The 15,467-nt window shown below is 65.0% G+C and carries 13 protein-coding genes, 2 tRNA genes and 1 pseudogene; 10 read left to right on the forward strand and 6 right to left on the reverse strand.

All coding sequences use genetic code 11. The annotated features are described in order from the left end of the window. Positions 1 to 153 precede the first annotated feature (153 nt). The 6 genes from WS66_RS22000 (at position 154) to WS66_RS22025 (ending at position 5,268) form a co-directional block, all read left to right on the forward strand. The gene (locus tag WS66_RS22000) at positions 154 to 699 is read left to right on the forward strand and encodes an NUDIX hydrolase (RefSeq protein WP_059603283.1); all 546 of its coding nucleotides are present in this window, start codon (positions 154 to 156) and stop codon (positions 697 to 699) included. 11 nt (positions 700 to 710) lie between these two features. Then, positions 711 to 1,475: a leucyl/phenylalanyl-tRNA--protein transferase gene (gene aat / locus WS66_RS22005; protein WP_059603286.1), complete on the forward strand. Its 765-nt coding sequence runs from the start codon at positions 711 to 713 to the stop codon at positions 1,473 to 1,475. A 33-nt stretch (positions 1,476 to 1,508) separates the two neighbouring features. Continuing rightward, positions 1,509 to 2,339 carry an arginyltransferase gene (locus tag WS66_RS22010; protein WP_059603289.1) on the forward strand — a complete coding sequence of 277 codons (831 nt, stop codon included), beginning with the start codon at positions 1,509 to 1,511 and terminating at the stop codon, positions 2,337 to 2,339. Between the two features lie 179 nt (positions 2,340 to 2,518). Next, on the forward strand, positions 2,519 to 3,556 hold the full coding sequence (locus tag WS66_RS22015) for a quinone-dependent dihydroorotate dehydrogenase (RefSeq protein ID WP_059603292.1): 1,038 nt from the start codon (positions 2,519 to 2,521) through the stop codon (positions 3,554 to 3,556). A 102-nt stretch (positions 3,557 to 3,658) separates the two neighbouring features. Then, positions 3,659 to 4,453 carry a cystine ABC transporter substrate-binding protein gene (locus WS66_RS22020; RefSeq protein WP_059603294.1) on the forward strand — a complete coding sequence of 265 codons (795 nt, stop codon included), beginning with the start codon at positions 3,659 to 3,661 and terminating at the stop codon, positions 4,451 to 4,453. Positions 4,454 to 4,575: 122 nt separating this feature from the next. Further along, the gene (locus WS66_RS22025; RefSeq protein ID WP_059603297.1) at positions 4,576 to 5,268 is read left to right on the forward strand and encodes an amino acid ABC transporter permease; all 693 of its coding nucleotides are present in this window, start codon (positions 4,576 to 4,578) and stop codon (positions 5,266 to 5,268) included. A gap of 64 nt (positions 5,269 to 5,332) precedes the next feature. Here the strand turns inward: WS66_RS22025 and WS66_RS22030 are convergent, their stop codons facing one another. The 6 genes from WS66_RS22030 to rnr all read right to left on the reverse strand — a co-directional run bounded on the left by WS66_RS22030 (position 5,333) and on the right by rnr (position 12,558). Then, complete coding sequence (locus WS66_RS22030) at positions 5,333 to 6,319, reverse strand: Gfo/Idh/MocA family protein (protein WP_059603299.1); 987 nt, start codon at positions 6,317 to 6,319, stop codon at positions 5,333 to 5,335. Positions 6,320 to 6,420: 101 nt separating this feature from the next. After that, positions 6,421 to 7,137, reverse strand: coding sequence for a FadR/GntR family transcriptional regulator (locus WS66_RS22035; protein ID WP_059603302.1), 717 nt, complete (start codon positions 7,135 to 7,137; stop codon positions 6,421 to 6,423). Between the two features lie 283 nt (positions 7,138 to 7,420). Beyond that, positions 7,421 to 8,113 carry a ribose-5-phosphate isomerase RpiA gene (rpiA, locus tag WS66_RS22040; RefSeq protein WP_059603305.1) on the reverse strand — a complete coding sequence of 231 codons (693 nt, stop codon included), beginning with the start codon at positions 8,111 to 8,113 and terminating at the stop codon, positions 7,421 to 7,423. A gap of 107 nt (positions 8,114 to 8,220) precedes the next feature. Next, positions 8,221 to 9,093, reverse strand: a complete 873-nt coding sequence (locus tag WS66_RS22045) for an N-acetylmuramoyl-L-alanine amidase (RefSeq protein WP_059603308.1) — start codon at positions 9,091 to 9,093, stop codon at positions 8,221 to 8,223. Between the two features lie 116 nt (positions 9,094 to 9,209). Continuing rightward, positions 9,210 to 9,953 (reverse strand): 23S rRNA (guanosine(2251)-2'-O)-methyltransferase RlmB, encoded by a 744-nt coding sequence (rlmB, locus tag WS66_RS22050; protein ID WP_059603311.1) that lies wholly within the window; start codon positions 9,951 to 9,953, stop codon positions 9,210 to 9,212. 151 nt (positions 9,954 to 10,104) lie between these two features. Further along, on the reverse strand, positions 10,105 to 12,558 hold the full coding sequence (gene rnr / locus WS66_RS22055) for a ribonuclease R (protein WP_059603314.1): 2,454 nt from the start codon (positions 12,556 to 12,558) through the stop codon (positions 10,105 to 10,107). A 249-nt stretch (positions 12,559 to 12,807) separates the two neighbouring features. Between rnr and WS66_RS22060 the strand changes: the two genes are divergently transcribed. From WS66_RS22060 to WS66_RS22075, 4 genes and pseudogenes are all read left to right on the forward strand, one after another. Then, positions 12,808 to 12,894 (forward strand) — tRNA-Leu (locus tag WS66_RS22060). A gap of 183 nt (positions 12,895 to 13,077) precedes the next feature. Further along, a pseudogene (locus WS66_RS22065) lies at positions 13,078 to 13,673 on the forward strand (aliphatic sulfonate ABC transporter substrate-binding protein); the annotation flags it as partial. 256 nt (positions 13,674 to 13,929) lie between these two features. Next, positions 13,930 to 14,016 (forward strand) — tRNA-Leu (locus tag WS66_RS22070). A gap of 98 nt (positions 14,017 to 14,114) precedes the next feature. Then, positions 14,115 to 15,337 (forward strand): IS3 family transposase gene (locus WS66_RS22075; protein ID WP_108064678.1). Its coding sequence is split into 2 segments (ribosomal slippage): positions 14,115 to 14,480 and positions 14,483 to 15,337, totalling 1,221 coding nucleotides; the frame shifts between segments, so codons are not numbered across the junction. The last annotated feature ends 130 nt before the right edge of the window (positions 15,338 to 15,467 follow it).

Raw genomic sequence — 15,467 nt, forward strand, 5'->3', positions numbered from 1 at the left:
AAGCCCGGCTCAATGCCGGGCTTTTTGTTTTTCGGCGCCCGATTCCGCGCATCACACGTTGTGCTTCGCACCGCACGCCGCGCGCATGCGCTCGCGTTCAAGAATGCCCCGCCCCGGTGATACACTCGCATCACCTCGTCCCTCCCACTCGACATGAAATTCTGCTCCGTCTGCGGTCACGAAGTCATCGCGCGCATTCCTCAGGGCGACAACCGTGAGCGCTTCGTCTGCGATCACTGCGGCACGATCCATTACCAGAATCCGCGTAACGTGGTCGGCACGGTGCCGGTCTGGGGCGAACAGGTGCTGCTGTGCCGCCGCGCGATCGAACCGCGCTACGGTTTCTGGACGCTGCCGGCGGGCTTCATGGAGATGGGCGAGACGACGGCCGAAGCCGCCGCGCGCGAAACGCTCGAGGAAGCCGGCGCACGCGTCGAGGTGCAGAACCTGTTCACGCTCCTCAACGTGCCGCATGTGCACCAGGTCCACCTGTTCTATCTGGCGCGGCTCACCGATCCGGCTTATGAGGCCGGCGAGGAAAGCCTCGAAGTCAAGCTGTTCGACGAAGCCGACATTCCGTGGGACGAAATCGCGTTCCCGACCGTCAGCCAGACGCTGCGCTTCTTCTTCGCCGATCGCGCCGCCGGCGACTACGGCGTGCATACCGGCGATATCTTCCGCTCGCTGCGCAACGGCTGAGCCCGCGCCCCATGGTCCCCTGGCTCGGCCCGGACGATCCGTTTCCGCCCATCGAACGCGCGCTCGGTCCGGCGACCGGCGCGCCGGGGCTGCTCGCCGCGAGCGCCGACCTGCTACCGTCGCGCCTGATCGAGGCCTACCTGCGCGGCATCTTCCCATGGTATTCGGACGGTCAACCCGTGCTGTGGTGGAGCCCCGACCCGCGGATGGTCCTCGTGCCAGCCGAATTCAAGGTGTCCCCGTCGCTGCGCAAGACGCTCAGGCGCGTGCTGCGCGACCCCGCGTGGGAAGTGCGCGTCGACCACGACTTTCCGGGCGTGATGCGCGCGTGCGCGCAGGCGCCGCGTCGCGGGCAGCGCGGCACCTGGATCACGGCCGAAATCATCGACGCGTATACGTCGCTCTATCGTTCCGGCAACGCGCACAGCATCGAGACGTGGCATGACGGGCGCCGCGTCGGCGGCCTCTACGGCGTCGCGTTCGGACGGATGTTTTTCGGCGAATCGATGTACGCGGATGCCACCGATGCGTCGAAGATCGCACTGGCGGCGCTCGTCGCCCATCTTCGCGAGCAGGGGCTGGAGATGATAGACTGCCAGCAGAATACGTCGCATCTAGCGTCGCTCGGCGGCCGCGAGATCGCACGCAAGGCCTTTGTCGCTCACGTGCGCCGCGCGGTAGCCGAACCGCCGATTCCGTGGCAGTTCGACAAGCGCGCGCTCGCCGCACTGACGGGCCCCGCAGAACCGGCCGCCCCCTCCGGGATCGAGCGCTAGCGCGGCACTCCCTCCCTGCATCGAGAGCTGCCCATGACTCACCCGACTGAGCTGCCGCTTTCACCGCTTTCGGCGCTGCAATTCTATGCAACGGCGCCCTATCCGTGCAGCTATCTGGACGGCCGCGTCGCTCGCTCGCAAGTCGCGACGCCGAGCCACCTGATCAATTCCGATATTTATACCGAGCTCGTGAAGGCCGGTTTCCGGCGCTCCGGCGTGTTCACCTATCGCCCATACTGCGACGGCTGCCGCGCCTGCGTGCCGGTGCGCGTGCCGGTCGGCGCGTTCAAGCCGTCGCGCACGCAACGCCGGATGTGGAAGCGGCACCGCGCGCTCGTCGCGACGGTCTCGCCGCTGCACTACGACGAGGAGCACTACGCGCTCTACATGCGCTACCAGTCGGCGCGCCACGCTGGCGGCGGCATGGATCGCGACAGCCGCGACCAGTACGAGCAATTCCTGCTGCAGAGCCGGATCAATTCGCGCCTCGTCGAATTCCGCGACCTCGACGCGCCGGGCGGCGAGCCCGGCAAGCTGCGCATGGTCAGCATGATCGACATCCTCGGCGACGGACTGTCGTCGGTCTATACATTCTTCGAGCCGGACGACCAGCACACGAGCTACGGCACGTACAACATCCTGTGGCAGATCGAACAGGCAAAAAGCCTCGGCCTGCCGTACGTGTATCTCGGATACTGGATCCGCGAGAGCCCGAAGATGGCCTACAAGGCAAACTTCCATCCGCTCGAAGGGTTGCTCGACGGCCGCTGGAAAGTGCTCGATCCGGATCGGGTCGACCTGCCGCCGGTCGACGCGGCACTCGCCCGCGCGCCGCTGCCGGGTGGGCATTCCGGGTCGGGCTGACGTGAGCGATACCGGCGCGGTTGCACGAGAGCGGCGCGCGTCCGTCCCGGTCATGAAGCGGCTGACGCGCGGCACGGCGACCGTCGCCGCGGGCCGCCATGAAGCGAAGCCCGCCCTTGCCGCACAACTCCCGGTAAAATAGCGGGTTGTCATTCATTCCGGCCGTCCGCCCAATTCCCGTGTTCAGTTCCCTCTATCCGCTGGCCCGCGCATCCCTGTTCAAGATGGATGCGGAAGACGCTCACCACCTCACGCTGCGCGCGCTCGGCGCGGCCGGCCGCACCGGCCTCGCCTGCGCGCTGTCGGCCCGCGTGCCCGATGCGCCGCGCACGGTGATGGGGCTCACGTTCCGCAACCCGGTCGGCCTCGCCGCCGGCCTCGACAAGGACGGCGCGGCCATCGACGGCCTCGCGGCGCTCGGCTTCGGCTTCATCGAGGTCGGCACGGTCACGCCGCGCCCGCAGCCGGGCAACCCGCGCCCGCGGATGTTCCGCCTGCCGCAGGCGGAAGCGCTGATCAACCGGATGGGCTTCAACAACCACGGCGTCGACCAGTTCGTGAAGAACGTCCAGGCCGCCCGCTACCGCGGCATCCTCGGCCTGAACATCGGCAAGAATGCCGATACGCCGATCGAACGCGCCGCAGAGGATTACCTGTACTGCCTCGAGCGCGTGTATCCGTTCGCGAGCTACGTGACGATCAACATTTCGTCGCCGAACACGAAGAACCTGCGCCAGCTGCAGGGCGCGGGCGAGCTCGACGCGCTGCTCGCCGCGCTGAAGGACAAGCAGCAGCGCCTCGCCGACCTGCACGGCAAGCTCGTGCCGCTCGCGCTGAAGATCGCGCCCGATCTCGACGACGAGCAGGTCAAGGAAATCGCCGACACGCTGCTGCGCCACAAGATCGAAGCGGTCATCGCCACCAACACGACGCTGTCGCGCGCAGCCGTGCAGGGCCTGCCGCACGCGGACGAGGCCGGCGGCCTGTCTGGCCGCCCGGTGTTCGACGCATCGAACGAAGTGATCCGCAAGCTGCATGCCGAAGTCGGCAGCGCAGTGCCGATCATCGGCGTCGGCGGCATCTTCTCGGGCGAGGACGCACGCGCGAAGCTCGCGGCCGGCGCGTCGCTCGTCCAGCTGTACACGGGCTTCATCTATCGCGGCCCTGCGCTCGTCGCCGAATGCGTGAAGGCGATCGCGCACGAACGCGCCGCGTAATATAGCCATTATCAAACGATATTTAGAGGTCGATTGCGTTTTTGCTATGATTGGCCTCACATTCAGAATCAAGCGCCCCGCTGGGGCAAGGAAGCCCACACGATGAAAATTTCGCTGCTGAAGAAGCTGCTGGTCGCCGGCCTGATCGGTACGTCGTTCGCTGCCGCCACCGCGCATGCGGCCGACCTCCTCGACGAGGTGAAGCAACGCGGCACGCTGCGCGTCGGCCTCGAAGGTACGTTCCCGCCGTTCAACTCGAAGAATCCGCAAGGCGAACTCGTCGGCTTCGACGTCGACATCGCGAAGGCCGTCGCCGCGAAGCTCGGCGTGAAGACCGAGTTCGTCACGACCGAATGGAGCGGCATCATCGCGGGCCTGCAGGCCGGCAAGTTCGACGTGATCGCCAATCAGGTCGGCATCACCGACAAGCGCAAGGAAACGCTCGACTTCTCGCCCGCGTACACGTACTCGTCCGCTCAGCTGATCCAGCGCAAGGACGACACGCGCCAGTTCAAGTCGCTCGACGACCTGAAGGGCAAGAAGCTCGGCGTCGCGCTCGGCACGAACTACATGGACATGGCGAAGTCGGTGCCCGGCGTCGACGTTAAGACGTACCCGGGCGCGCCGGAGTACCTGCGCGACCTCGCCGCCGGCCGTCTCGATGCGGCGCTCAACGACCGCCTGATGCTCGCGTACCTGACGAAGAACTCGCAACTGCCGCTGCGCCCGGGCGCGAACGTCGGCTCGGCGAACCCGTCGGGCATCCCGTTCAAGAAGGGCAACCCGAAGTTCCAGAAGGCGATCGGCGACGCGATGGCGCAACTCGAAGCCGACGGCACGTTCACGAAGATCTCGGACAAGTGGTTCGGCATCGACGTGACGAAGCCGATCAAGTAAGCACGCCTCTGTTTCCCGCCTGACGGCGGGCCGGAAAGGGCGGCATCCGAAACGATGCCGCCCTTTGTTTTATCGGTCCGGTTTATGATTGCGCTTTCGCGCACGCATTCGCTTCGTATTCCATGTCGACAACGTCCCTGCTCGTCCAATCGCTGCCGGTGCTCGCCCAGGGTGCCGTGCTGACCGTCAAGTTCGCCGTGCTGTCGATGGTGTTCGGCCTGCTCGGCGCCGTCGTGCTCGCGATGATGGGCATCCGGCAAAGCGAGCCGCTCGACGGCTTCGAACGCATCTGGGTCAACGCGCTCGCGAGGCTCGCGCGCGCGTACGTGAGCCTGATGCGCGGCACGCCGCTGCTCGTGCAGATCTTCGTCATCTATTACGGGCTGCCAAGCCTCGGCATCTCGCTCGACCCGACGCCGGCCGGCGTGATCGCACTGTCCGCGAACGTCGCCGCCTACATGTCCGAAAGCATGCGCGGCGCGATCAACGGCATTCACCGCGGCCAGTGGCTCGCGTCCTACAGCCTCGGGCTGTCGTGGGGGCAGACGCTGCGCTACGTGATCGGCCCGCAAGCACTGCGCATCGCGGTGCCGAGCCTGTCGAACAGCCTGATCAGCCTGATCAAGGACACGTCGCTCGTATCGGTGATCACCGTGACCGAACTGCTGCGCAGCGCACAGGAAGTGATCGCGGCGACCTACCAGCCGTTGCCGCTGTACCTGGCCGCCGCCGCTGTCTACTGGGTGCTGTGCCAGATTCTCGAATGGGTCCAGCGCTGGTACGAAAAGCGCCTGTCGCTGCCCGCGCGGCACTGATCACGAAACACCTCCCGCCGGGCCGCGATTGCGCGCCCGGCTCCCGCCTTCCCTTCCTTCCCGCCTACTCGCCCGCATAGCGCACGCCGAGCGCCGCGCGTGCCGCGTCGGTCATCGCAATCATTCGCCGCGAATGGTCGTGCGTCATGATCGGGCTCTCCAGTTCGCCAGCGCGCAGCAGGTCGCAGAAATGCGCGGTCTCGTAGTTCAGGCCACCGCCATCGATCGGCGCATCGAGTTCGACCGTGCGCCCGTCCGCATAGCGAATCGTCGCCCGCGCGGGGTTCCACCACTTCTCGTGAATCGTCACGTGCCCGCCTGCCGCGGCGATCAGCGCGTCACCGCGTCCCATCACGTCGAGCCCGCAAAAGAGCTGTGCGATGCCGCCGTTCGCGTGACGGCTGTTCAGGCTCGCGAACACGTCGACGCCCGTGGCGCCGATGCGGCCGAGCGTCTGCACGTCGACTGCTTCGCCAAGCCAGTCGACCGCGAGAAACGCTTCGTAGATCCCGATGTCGAGCAGCGCGCCGCCGGCGCGGTCAAGTCGATAGACGGAATGGTCGCCTGGCACCGACGACGACGCGCAGCCTGCGCGCACGAGTCGGATTTCGCCGATCGGGTCGTCGTGCAGGTGCGCACGCAACTGACGATACAGCGGAAAGAACGGCGGCTTCATCGCTTCCATGAAGAGCCGTCCGGCAACGCGTGCCGCATCCAGCACGGCGTCGAGTTGCGTCGCGTTCAGCGTCGCGGGTTTTTCGCACAGAACGGCCTTGCCGGCGGCCAGCGCCGCTTGCGCGTAGTGCGCGTGACTGTCGTGGAGTGTCGCGATGTAGATCGCGTCGATGTCGCTCGCGAGGAGCGCGTCGAGGCTGGCGGCAGGCGCGCCGCCGCAGCTGTCGCAAAAGGCGGTTGCCGCGTCTGCGCGGCGTGCCCATACGCCGGCGAGCGTGGCACCCGGCACGTGAGCGAGGCTTTGCGCGAATCGGCGTGCGATGCTGCCTGCGCCGACGATGCCAAAGCGCACCGGGCGGTTGTCGAGGTCGTTCATCCGGATCTTCCGTGTCGGTCGTATGACGGTGGCCGGCACGCTGCCGGTCGGCCGTCATGATAAACGGCTCGCCGGCTCACGGATAAGCGACGCGTGTCGATTCAGGCGCGCACGGGTACGTCGACGGAGAAATCGCGCGAAATCTCGTCGGCGCTGAAATCGATCAACGCGAGCGAAGCCGCTTCGGCTTCGCGCGGGTCGCGGCGTTCGATCGCATCGACGACGCGCGCATGCGCCTTCACCGCGACGTCGTGCGCCCCCTCCTTCTGCGCAACGCGCGGATTCACCAGGCGAACCGCGCCGCGCACGATGGCCGCCATCTGCTGGAAAAACTGGTTGCCGCTCGCCTGAACGATCCGCGTGTGCAGCAGTTCGTCCGCCGTGTCGTATCCAGGGTCGCCCGGCTGCAACACCTTGAACGCTTCGAATGCCTCACGAATGCCCGCGATGTCGACCGCCGTCGCACGAACGGCCGCCTGCGCGGTCGCGCGCGGTTCGATCAGCATCCGGAATTCGATGACGTCGCGCATGAACTGCGGATCCGGCTTTGCACGGAACCGCCAGCTCACCACGTCTTCATCGATCATGCGCCAGTCGCGCATCGGTCGAACGCGCGTACCGACTTTCGGACGCACGTCGAGCATGTCGCGCGCAAGCAACATCGACAATGCTTCGCGCATCACCGTACGACTCACGTCGAACTCTTTCGACAACACGTCCTGCGGCGGCAAGATGCCGCCGTACTTGTCCTCGACGATACCCGAGACAAGCCCATCCATCACTTTGGCGACCAGTGACCGGTCTTTGCCCTGCTCCATGACACCTCCCCGTGCGTCGATTTGCGAACACCTGCTCCGCAGTTCCGCCGGCCCTGGTTACTACTGTTCTTATGATCTATAAGTTGATGAGTTCGGGGATATTTCGCTATCTGGTAAACACCTGACAGGGTTATCCCTCTTTCTGATGTGGTGATTTATAAGGCTTCAAAAAAAGCCCGGAAAGCGCGCTGCGCTTGCCGGGCCGGGCTTTCCGTCGAATTTAAACATGCAATCCATTACGGCATCCTGACGCCATTACGGACTGCTTCTCATTCAGTTTCGATTAATCGGGATAAACGATCGTTTCAACGCCGTTTGCCGTGCCGAGCAGGCACAGATTCGCGCCGCGCTCGGCGAACAGGCCGACCGTCACGACGCCCGGCCATGCGTTCACCTGCGCTTCGAAACCGCGCGGATCGGTGATCTGCAGCCCCTTCACGTCGATGATTTCGTTGCCGTTGTCGGTGATGTACGGCTCGCCGTCCTTCGTCACGCGCAACACCGGCACGCCGCCCAGCGCGGCCAAGCGCCGGCCGATCGCCGTGCGCGCCATCGGCACGACCTCGATCGGCAGCGGGAATGCGCCGAGCACCGGCACGCGCTTGCTGCCATCCGCGATGCAGACGAACGTATCGGCCACCGACGCGACGATCTTCTCGCGCGTCAGCGCACCGCCGCCGCCCTTGATCATTGCGCCGCTTGCGTCGATCTCGTCGGCACCGTCGACGTACACCTGCAGCGATTCGACCTCGTTCAGGTCGAACACCTTGATGCCGTGCGATTTGAGGCGTTCGGTCGTCGCGATGGAACTCGACACGGCGCCGCGGTAGCGCGATTTGACGGCCGCGAGCGCGTCGATGAAGCAGTTGGCGGTCGAGCCGGTGCCGACGCCGATCACGGCGCCTTCCGGCACGTTCTGGATCACATAATCGGCGGCTGCCTGGCCGACCAGGCGTTTGAGTTCGTCTTGAGTCATGGGGTGGGAATACAGCGGGATTGCGGAAAACCGGCAGTTTACCGGACTCGGATGACGACCCGGGCTTTTTCGGTACGTGTTGCAGCACCGCGCGCCCTGATCGATCGTCAGCGCGCGCCCGTTGCGGCACCGTCCTCCGCAGGTGGCGTGGCGGGGAAATACTTGTCGAGCAGCGCTTGCGCGATCGCATCGGTCCCGGCGTCCGGGTTGCCCGCATAGTCGGATGGCCGGAAATGCATCTGAAACGCCGCGAATACGCGTTGCGTGCGCGCGTCGAGCACGCCGTCGGTTGGCACGTCATAGCCGTAGCGTGCAAGCTTCAGCTGCAATTCCCGCACGTCGACGAGCGCGTGCGGATCGCGGCCGCCTAGTCGCGCGGCTACGGTCGCATCGTCCGGCCACGCGCCGACGCCGGCTTGCGCGAGCGCATGCCACGGGAACAGCGGCCCCGGATCGATCTTGCGTTGTGGCGCGATGTCGCTGTGCCCGACCACGCGCGTCGGCAAAATTCCGTAGCGCGCGACGATGTCCTTCGACAGGCGGATCAGCGCATCGACCTGTTCGGGCGGATACGGCTGCCACGTGCGGTCTTGCGGATCGAGCGGGCCGCGGTTCACGTTCTCGATGCCGATCGACGCCGCGTTGAGCTCGGTCGTGCCCTGCCATTCGCTGATACCCGCATGCCATGCGCGTTTCGATTCGGGAACGAGCTGGTAGACGACTGGCATCCCGTATTCGACGCGTGGTTGCGGCGGCACGACGTAGTGCGCGCTGACTGAATCGCCCGTCAGCGTGCTCAGCGATCTCGCTTCGTCGCTTTCGGTGTAATGCATCACGAGAAAGCGGATCCGCGAATCGGCGCCGCGCGCATGCAGGCTCGTATCGGCGTAGTAGGTACCGCGCTCGACCAGCGACGGCGATGTACAGGCGGCCAGCAGGCCGAGGATGGCGCACAATGCGCCGAGGCGAAACAGGGTCATGGTCCGCGAGTTCCGGGAGCCGCGTGCCGCGCGCAGTCGCGGCACGCGTCGTTCGGGGCGTACGGTCCGCGCATCGCGCGAGGCCGCGTGGGTCAGCCCGTATATCAGCCCGTGTATCAGCCCTTCACGCACCGCTGCCGCACCGCTTCGTAAAGGCACACGCCGCTCGCGACCGACACGTTCAGGCTTTCGACGCTGCCGGCCATCGGGATACTCATCACTTCGTCGCAGGTGTCGCGCGTGAGCCGACGCATGCCTTCGCCCTCCGCACCCATGACGATGGCGACAGGACCATCGAGCTTCGTGTCGTACAGCGTCCCCGGCGCCTCGTCCGACGTGCCGATGATCCACACGCCGGCCTCCTTCAGCTCGCGCAGCGCGCGGGCGAGGTTCGTGACCGTGATGTACGGCACCGTGTCGGCCGCGCCGCTCGCGACCTTCGCCGCGGTCGCGTTCAGGCCGACCGCGCGGTCACGCGGGGCGATCACCGCATGCGCACCGGCCGCATCGGCGACACGCAGGCATGCGCCGAGGTTGTGCGGATCGGTGACGCCGTCGAGCACCAGCAGCAGCGCCGGACCCTGGATGCCGTCGAGCAGTTCGGACAGGTTCTGAGCGAGCGGAACGTCCTCGACGCGCGCGACGACGCCCTGGTGGCGCTCGGTATGCGCGAGACCCCACAGGCGGGTTTCATCGGCTGCGATCAGCCGCACGCCCGCTTCTTTCGCGGCGTGCAGGAAGTCCTGCATGCGGCGGTCGCGGCGCGTCTGGTCGTACAGCACCTCCGCAACCGTCGACGCATCGTGCCGCAAACGTGCGGTCACCGCATGAAAACCGTAAAGAACCTTCAGACGTGACATGACTGGAACAACCTTCGATCAAACGTGCGGCCGCGCGATGGGCGCAGCCGCGATCCATGGAAAAGGAAAGCGCCGCGTTGCCGGCCGGTGACCGGTAGAACGCGGCGTCTCTCGATACTGCAGGGGCACGCGCGTGCGCTGCCCCAAACGCTCAATACTTTTTGCGGGCGTGTACCTTCTTCGCGGCCGTCTTCGCCGCCACGCCGCCCTTCTTCTTCGCCGCACGCGTGTCGTTTACCGCGGCGGCCGGTGCGCTGGCCGTCCGCTTGCGACGCGGCGCGGCTTCCTCCACCGGCGGCAACGAGCGCACGCGCGGGCCGCCGCGATCGTTGCCGTTGCCGACAGCAACCGGCGCCGATGCGGGACGCGGCGCCTTCACCGGCGTGTCGCGCACGAGGCGGAAGTCGATCTTGCGCGCATCGAGATCGACGCGGCTCACCTGCACGCGCACGCGATCCGACAGGCGATAACGGATGCCCGTGCGCTCGCCGCGCAGCTCGTTCTTGATCTCGTCGTACTGGAAGTAGTCCGAGCCGAGTTCCGTGACGTGCACGAGCCCTTCGATGAACAGCGTGTCGAGCTGCACGAAGATGCCGAACGACGTGACGCCGTTCACCATCCCGCCGTATTCCTCGCCGAGCTTGTCGCGCATGAAGTAGCACTTGAGCCAGGCCTCGACGTCGCGCGACGCTTCGTCGGCACGCCGCTCGTTCGCCGAGCAATGCAGGCCGAGCTCTTCCCAGATCGCGGTGTTCACGCGCGAACGGCCGCGCGCTTCGTCGTCGGCCTGCTGCATCGCGCGGGCGCGTGGCGACAGCGCGGTGTTCAGCTCGAAGCCGTCCGGTGCCTTCGGCGTGTACTTCTTGCCCGACAGGATCGCGTAGATCGCGCGGTGCGTGAGCAGGTCGGGATAGCGGCGGATCGGGCTCGTGAAGTGCGCGTACGCCTCATACGCGAGACCGAAGTGGCCGATGTTGTCCGGGCTGTAGACGGCCTGCTGCATCGAGCGCAGCAGCATCGGCTGCAGCATCTGCGCGTCGGGCCGGTCGCGAATCTGCGCCATCAGCGCCGCATAGTCGCTCGCATGCGGCTTCTCGCCGCCGCCGAGCGACAGGCCCATGCCGCGCAGGAACGCGCGCAGGTTCTCGAGCTTTTCCGGCGTCGGCCCCGCGTGCACGCGGTACAGGCCCGCATGCTTGTTGCGCTTAAGGAAATCGGCCGCGCAGACGTTCGCGGCCAGCATGCATTCCTCGATCAGCTTGTGCGCATCGTTGCGCTGACGCGGCACGATCTGTTCGATCTTGCCCTGCGAATTGCAGACGATGTACGTCTCGGTCGTGTCGAAATCGATCGCGCCGCGCTTCTGGCGTGCGGCGAACAGCGCCTTGTAGACGCCGTACAGATCCTGCAGGTGCGGCAGCAGGTCCGCGCGGCGCGCGGCCTCCGGCCCCTTCGTGTTCGACAGCACGGCGGCCACTTCGGTGTACGTCAGGCGCGCGGCCGAATGGATCACGGCCGGATAGAACTGGTACGCCTTGATCTCGCCACGCGCGGTAATCACCATGTCGCACGCGAGCACGCAACGGTCGACCTGCGGATTCAGCGAGCACAGCCCGTTCGACAGCTTCTCCGGCAGCATCGGGATCACGCGGCGCGGGAAATAGACCGACGTGCTGCGTTCCAGTGCGTCGGCATCGAGACCGTTGCCCGGCTGCACATAGTGCGACACGTCGGCGATCGCGACGATCAGGCGGAAGCCGTCGCCGCGACCCACCTTGGTCGGCTCGCAGTAGACGGCATCGTCGAAGTCGCGGGCATCCTCACCGTCGATCGTCACGAGCGGCACGTCGCGCAGATCGACGCGGAAGCGCAGGTCGGCCGGCCGCACCTTGTCGGGCAGCGCGGCGGCTTCATCAAGCGCCGGCTGGCTGAATTCATGCGGCACGCCGTACTTGCGCACCGCGATCTCGATTTCCATGCCCGGATCGTCGATGTCGCCGAGCACCTCGACGACGCGGCCGAGCGGTTGCGAATGGCGGCTCGGGAAGTCGGTCAGTTCGACGACGACGACCTGACCGACCTTCGCCTTCTTCACGTTCTGCGTGATCAGGATGTCGTGGCCGATGCGCTTGTCTTCGGGTGCGACGATCAGCGCGCCGTTCTCGTTGAGCAGGCGGCCGATCACGCGCTTGTTCGCGCGCTCGGTCACTTCGACGACATGGCCTTCCGGACGGCCGCGGCGATCGTAGCCGACGATCCGCGCGAGCACGCGGTCGTTGTGCATGACCTTTTGCATTTCGCCGTTCGGCAAGAACAGGTCGTCCTGGCCGTCGTCGCGGATCACGAACCCGTAGCCGTCGCGATGCCCCTGCACGCGGCCGGCGACGAAATTCGACGGATGGGTGAGCTGATAGTGGCCGCGCTTGTCGAGGCGGATCTGGCCGTCGCGTTCCATCGCGGCGACACGCCGGAAGAACCCTTCGCGTTCCTGGCGTTTGATCGACAACGCTTCGGCGATGTCGTTGGCTGCCAGCGGCGCGTCGCTCGTACGCAGCACGCCGAGAATTTCTTCACGGCTCGGAATGGGGTACGGATATTTGCTCAAGGGTTTGTCGATGATTGTTCTCGTTGCGTTGACTGATGGTGCACGGCATCAACATAGAAGTGTCCGTCAGACAGTTCTATAGTGACGGCGGCGGATCATTCTATCACCCGCCTGTGTTGCCAAAAGACGCGAATGCCGAGTGCAGGCGCCGCAGCGGCGGGTTTGCAGTGCATTGCAAAAAAATGTTGACACAATTAATTGGGGCGCTATAATTTCACTTCTTTGCAGCAAGCAGCTACTGCAAAACGTGCCCAGGTGGCGGAATTGGTAGACGCACTAGGTTCAGGTCCTAGCGGTGGCAACACCGTGGAGGTTCGAGTCCTCTCCTGGGCACCATCTGTTTTTGAAAAGGTCGGCTTCATGCCGGCCTTTTTTCATTTCATGCCTTGCATTACGCGCGCTGGCCGCGCCATATGCCCGCCGTTCCGATCGATAGCAGCATTGATCGGTTATCGATTGCCCTCCCCGCCGGTGCGTCAGCCGCCTTGCTTTCAACGAATCCAGCGAGGAACACGGCCCATGACGTCGATGACCCGCCGCGCGTTCGCACGCGCGATGCCGGGCCCGCATCCTGGCGCACGCCGAGAACACCCCATCCACGCTGCGCATCGGACATCAAAAATCGTCGACGCTCAAGACGCGCGGCACGCTCGAGCAGTCGCTCGCGCCGCTCGGCCTGCGCGTGTCGCGCCATGAATTCGCAAGCGGCTTGCCACTGACCGAACCGCTCAACGTCGGCGCGGTCGATTTCAGCGCCGACGCGCCCGACACGGCTCCCGTCTTCGCGCAAGCCGCGCATGCGCGCTTCGTCTTCGTGTACGTCGCGCAGCAAGCGCCGTCACCGAAAGCGCAGGCCATCATCGCCAAACGCGACAGCGCGCTGCCCACGCTTGGCTGATCTCAAGAGCAAGCGCATCGCCGTCACGAAGGCTGTCGGCAGCCGCTACCGGGTGCTTGCCGCCCTCGCACACACAAAGCTTGCCCCCAACGACGCGGCAATCCACTACCTGACGCCGGCGGACGGCCGCGCGACGTTCGAACGCGGAAGCGTCGATGCATGGATCACGCGGGATCCGTACGTCGCATCGGTCGACGCGAATCCCGATGTGCCGATTCCGCAGCCTCTCAGAACTTCGGTGGGCATCAGAACATCGCCGATACGTTCCGCGCAGTAGCTTCGTTGCCTGCCCGCGGCGACACGGCTGAATCGCTGCGCTGGAATTTCGCTGCAAAGCGTGCGGTTCCGATCGGCGCGTGATGCTCCGACCATGCGACGGGCGAAGGAATTTTTATCGCCGTCGCTCGAATTGTATTGACAGACTCTCGAGACACGCTAAAATAGCGGTCTTCGCATCGCAGCAAGCGAAACGTGCCCAGGTGGCGGAATTGGTAGACGCACTAGGTTCAGGTCCTAGCGGTGGCAACACCGTGGAGGTTCGAGTCCTCTCCTGGGCACCACTTATTTAAGAAAGGCCGGCTTTTAGCCGGCCTTTTTCTTTTTCATGACCCGTCCTGAAATAGGTTGACACTTTTTCGCCGAAACGAAGAGGTGCCAAATGGAGCAAGGGATCAAGCGGACGCAGCGGGACTACAGCCTGGCTTTTAAACTGTCGGTGGTGGCGCAGGTCGAAAAAGGCGAACTGACGTACAAAGAGGCACAGCGACGCTACGGCATCCAGGGGCGCTCGACCGTGCTGGTATGGTTACGTAAGCACGGCTTGCAGGATTGGGCCGATCCATCCGGCCGTGCGCGATCGGGTTCCACCATGTCAAAGCAAGACTCAAAGCCGCTCACACCGGAGCAGCGCATCAAGGAGTTGGAGACGCAGTTGCGACAGGCGCAGGAGAAAGCCGCGCTATTCGAAGCCGTGGTCGACGTGATGCGCAAGGATTACGGGATCACCGTAAAAAAGCCTTCAGGCAGGTCGTCGCGCAAAAGCGGATCGAAAAGCTGAGCGTCGAGCGGGCCTGCCGATACATGGGTATCAGCCGCCAAGCGTATTACAAGCGATGCCGCAGCGAGGAACACCGTTGCTCGCAGAGCGAGACCGTCACTGCGCTGGTGCGAGACGTGCGGCTTCGCCAGCCGAGGCTGGGCACACGCAAGCTCCATCATCTGCTCGGGCCAGCGTTGGTCGAGCGCGGCATCAAGCTGGGGCGAGATCGGCTGTTCGACGTGCTGCGTGCCGCGCGCCTACTGGTCGTACCGCACCGGGCGTATCACAAGACCACCCATAGCCATCACCGCTTCCGGCGTCATCCGAATCTACTGAAACCCGGGCCGGATCAAATCGTGCCGACCGGCCCCGAACAAGTGTGGGTGGCCGACATCACGTATCTGCCGACGGCTGGCCCGTTTGTGTATTTGAGTCTCGTCACGGATGCGTTCTCGCGCAAGATCGTCGGTCATCACGTTCACGACAGCCTGCAAACCGAGCAGGTCAGTCAGGCGCTCAAGAAGGCGTTGCGCAAGCGCCGGAGCCGGCAGCCGTTGATCCATCACTCCGATCGCGGGGTCCAGTACTGTTCGACCTACTATCAGGACATCCATCGGCATCACGGCCTGCGCTGTTCAATGACGGACGGCTACGACTGCTATCAGAATGCGCTGGCTGAGCGGGTCAACGGCATTCTCAAGGGGGAGTTCCTGTTGCAACGTCCTGCGGACCTTGAACAGGCCGCCAAGATGGTCGAACAGTCGGTACACATCTACAACTATGAACGGCCACATGCCGCGCTGAAATACAAAACGCCCGATGCGGTGCATCGGGCGTTCTAGCGCCTGGATACTGTCAACCTATTCCAGGACTTGACACGGCAATGATTCCCTCACACCCGCATCGACCGACCACGGCATTCAGACGCGACAACCCAGGCGCGCCCTTTTTTACACCCATCCAAACGATCGT

This window comes from Burkholderia sp. LA-2-3-30-S1-D2 (assembly GCF_001523915.2).
GTDB lineage: Bacteria > Pseudomonadota > Gammaproteobacteria > Burkholderiales > Burkholderiaceae > Burkholderia > Burkholderia diffusa.

What these genes read in the sequence shown, in the direction of transcription:
- WS66_RS22025 (WP_059603297.1), top strand. Translation starts at nt 4,576, where the DNA reads ATGTCGACAACGTCCCTGCTCGTCCAATCGCTGCCGGTGCTCGCCCAG.
- rpiA (WP_059603305.1), bottom strand. Translation starts at nt 8,113, where the DNA reads ATGACTCAAGACGAACTCAAACGCCTGGTCGGCCAGGCAGCCGCCGAT.
- aat (WP_059603286.1), top strand. Translation starts at nt 711, where the DNA reads ATGGTCCCCTGGCTCGGCCCGGACGATCCGTTTCCGCCCATCGAACGC.
- WS66_RS22035 (WP_059603302.1), bottom strand. Translation starts at nt 7,137, where the DNA reads ATGGAGCAGGGCAAAGACCGGTCACTGGTCGCCAAAGTGATGGATGGG.
- WS66_RS22030 (WP_059603299.1), bottom strand. Translation starts at nt 6,319, where the DNA reads ATGAACGACCTCGACAACCGCCCGGTGCGCTTTGGCATCGTCGGCGCA.
- WS66_RS22045 (WP_059603308.1), bottom strand. Translation starts at nt 9,093, where the DNA reads ATGACCCTGTTTCGCCTCGGCGCATTGTGCGCCATCCTCGGCCTGCTG.
- rlmB (WP_059603311.1), bottom strand. Translation starts at nt 9,953, where the DNA reads ATGTCACGTCTGAAGGTTCTTTACGGTTTTCATGCGGTGACCGCACGT.
- WS66_RS22000 (WP_059603283.1), top strand. Translation starts at nt 154, where the DNA reads ATGAAATTCTGCTCCGTCTGCGGTCACGAAGTCATCGCGCGCATTCCT.
- WS66_RS22010 (WP_059603289.1), top strand. Translation starts at nt 1,509, where the DNA reads ATGACTCACCCGACTGAGCTGCCGCTTTCACCGCTTTCGGCGCTGCAA.
- WS66_RS22020 (WP_059603294.1), top strand. Translation starts at nt 3,659, where the DNA reads ATGAAAATTTCGCTGCTGAAGAAGCTGCTGGTCGCCGGCCTGATCGGT.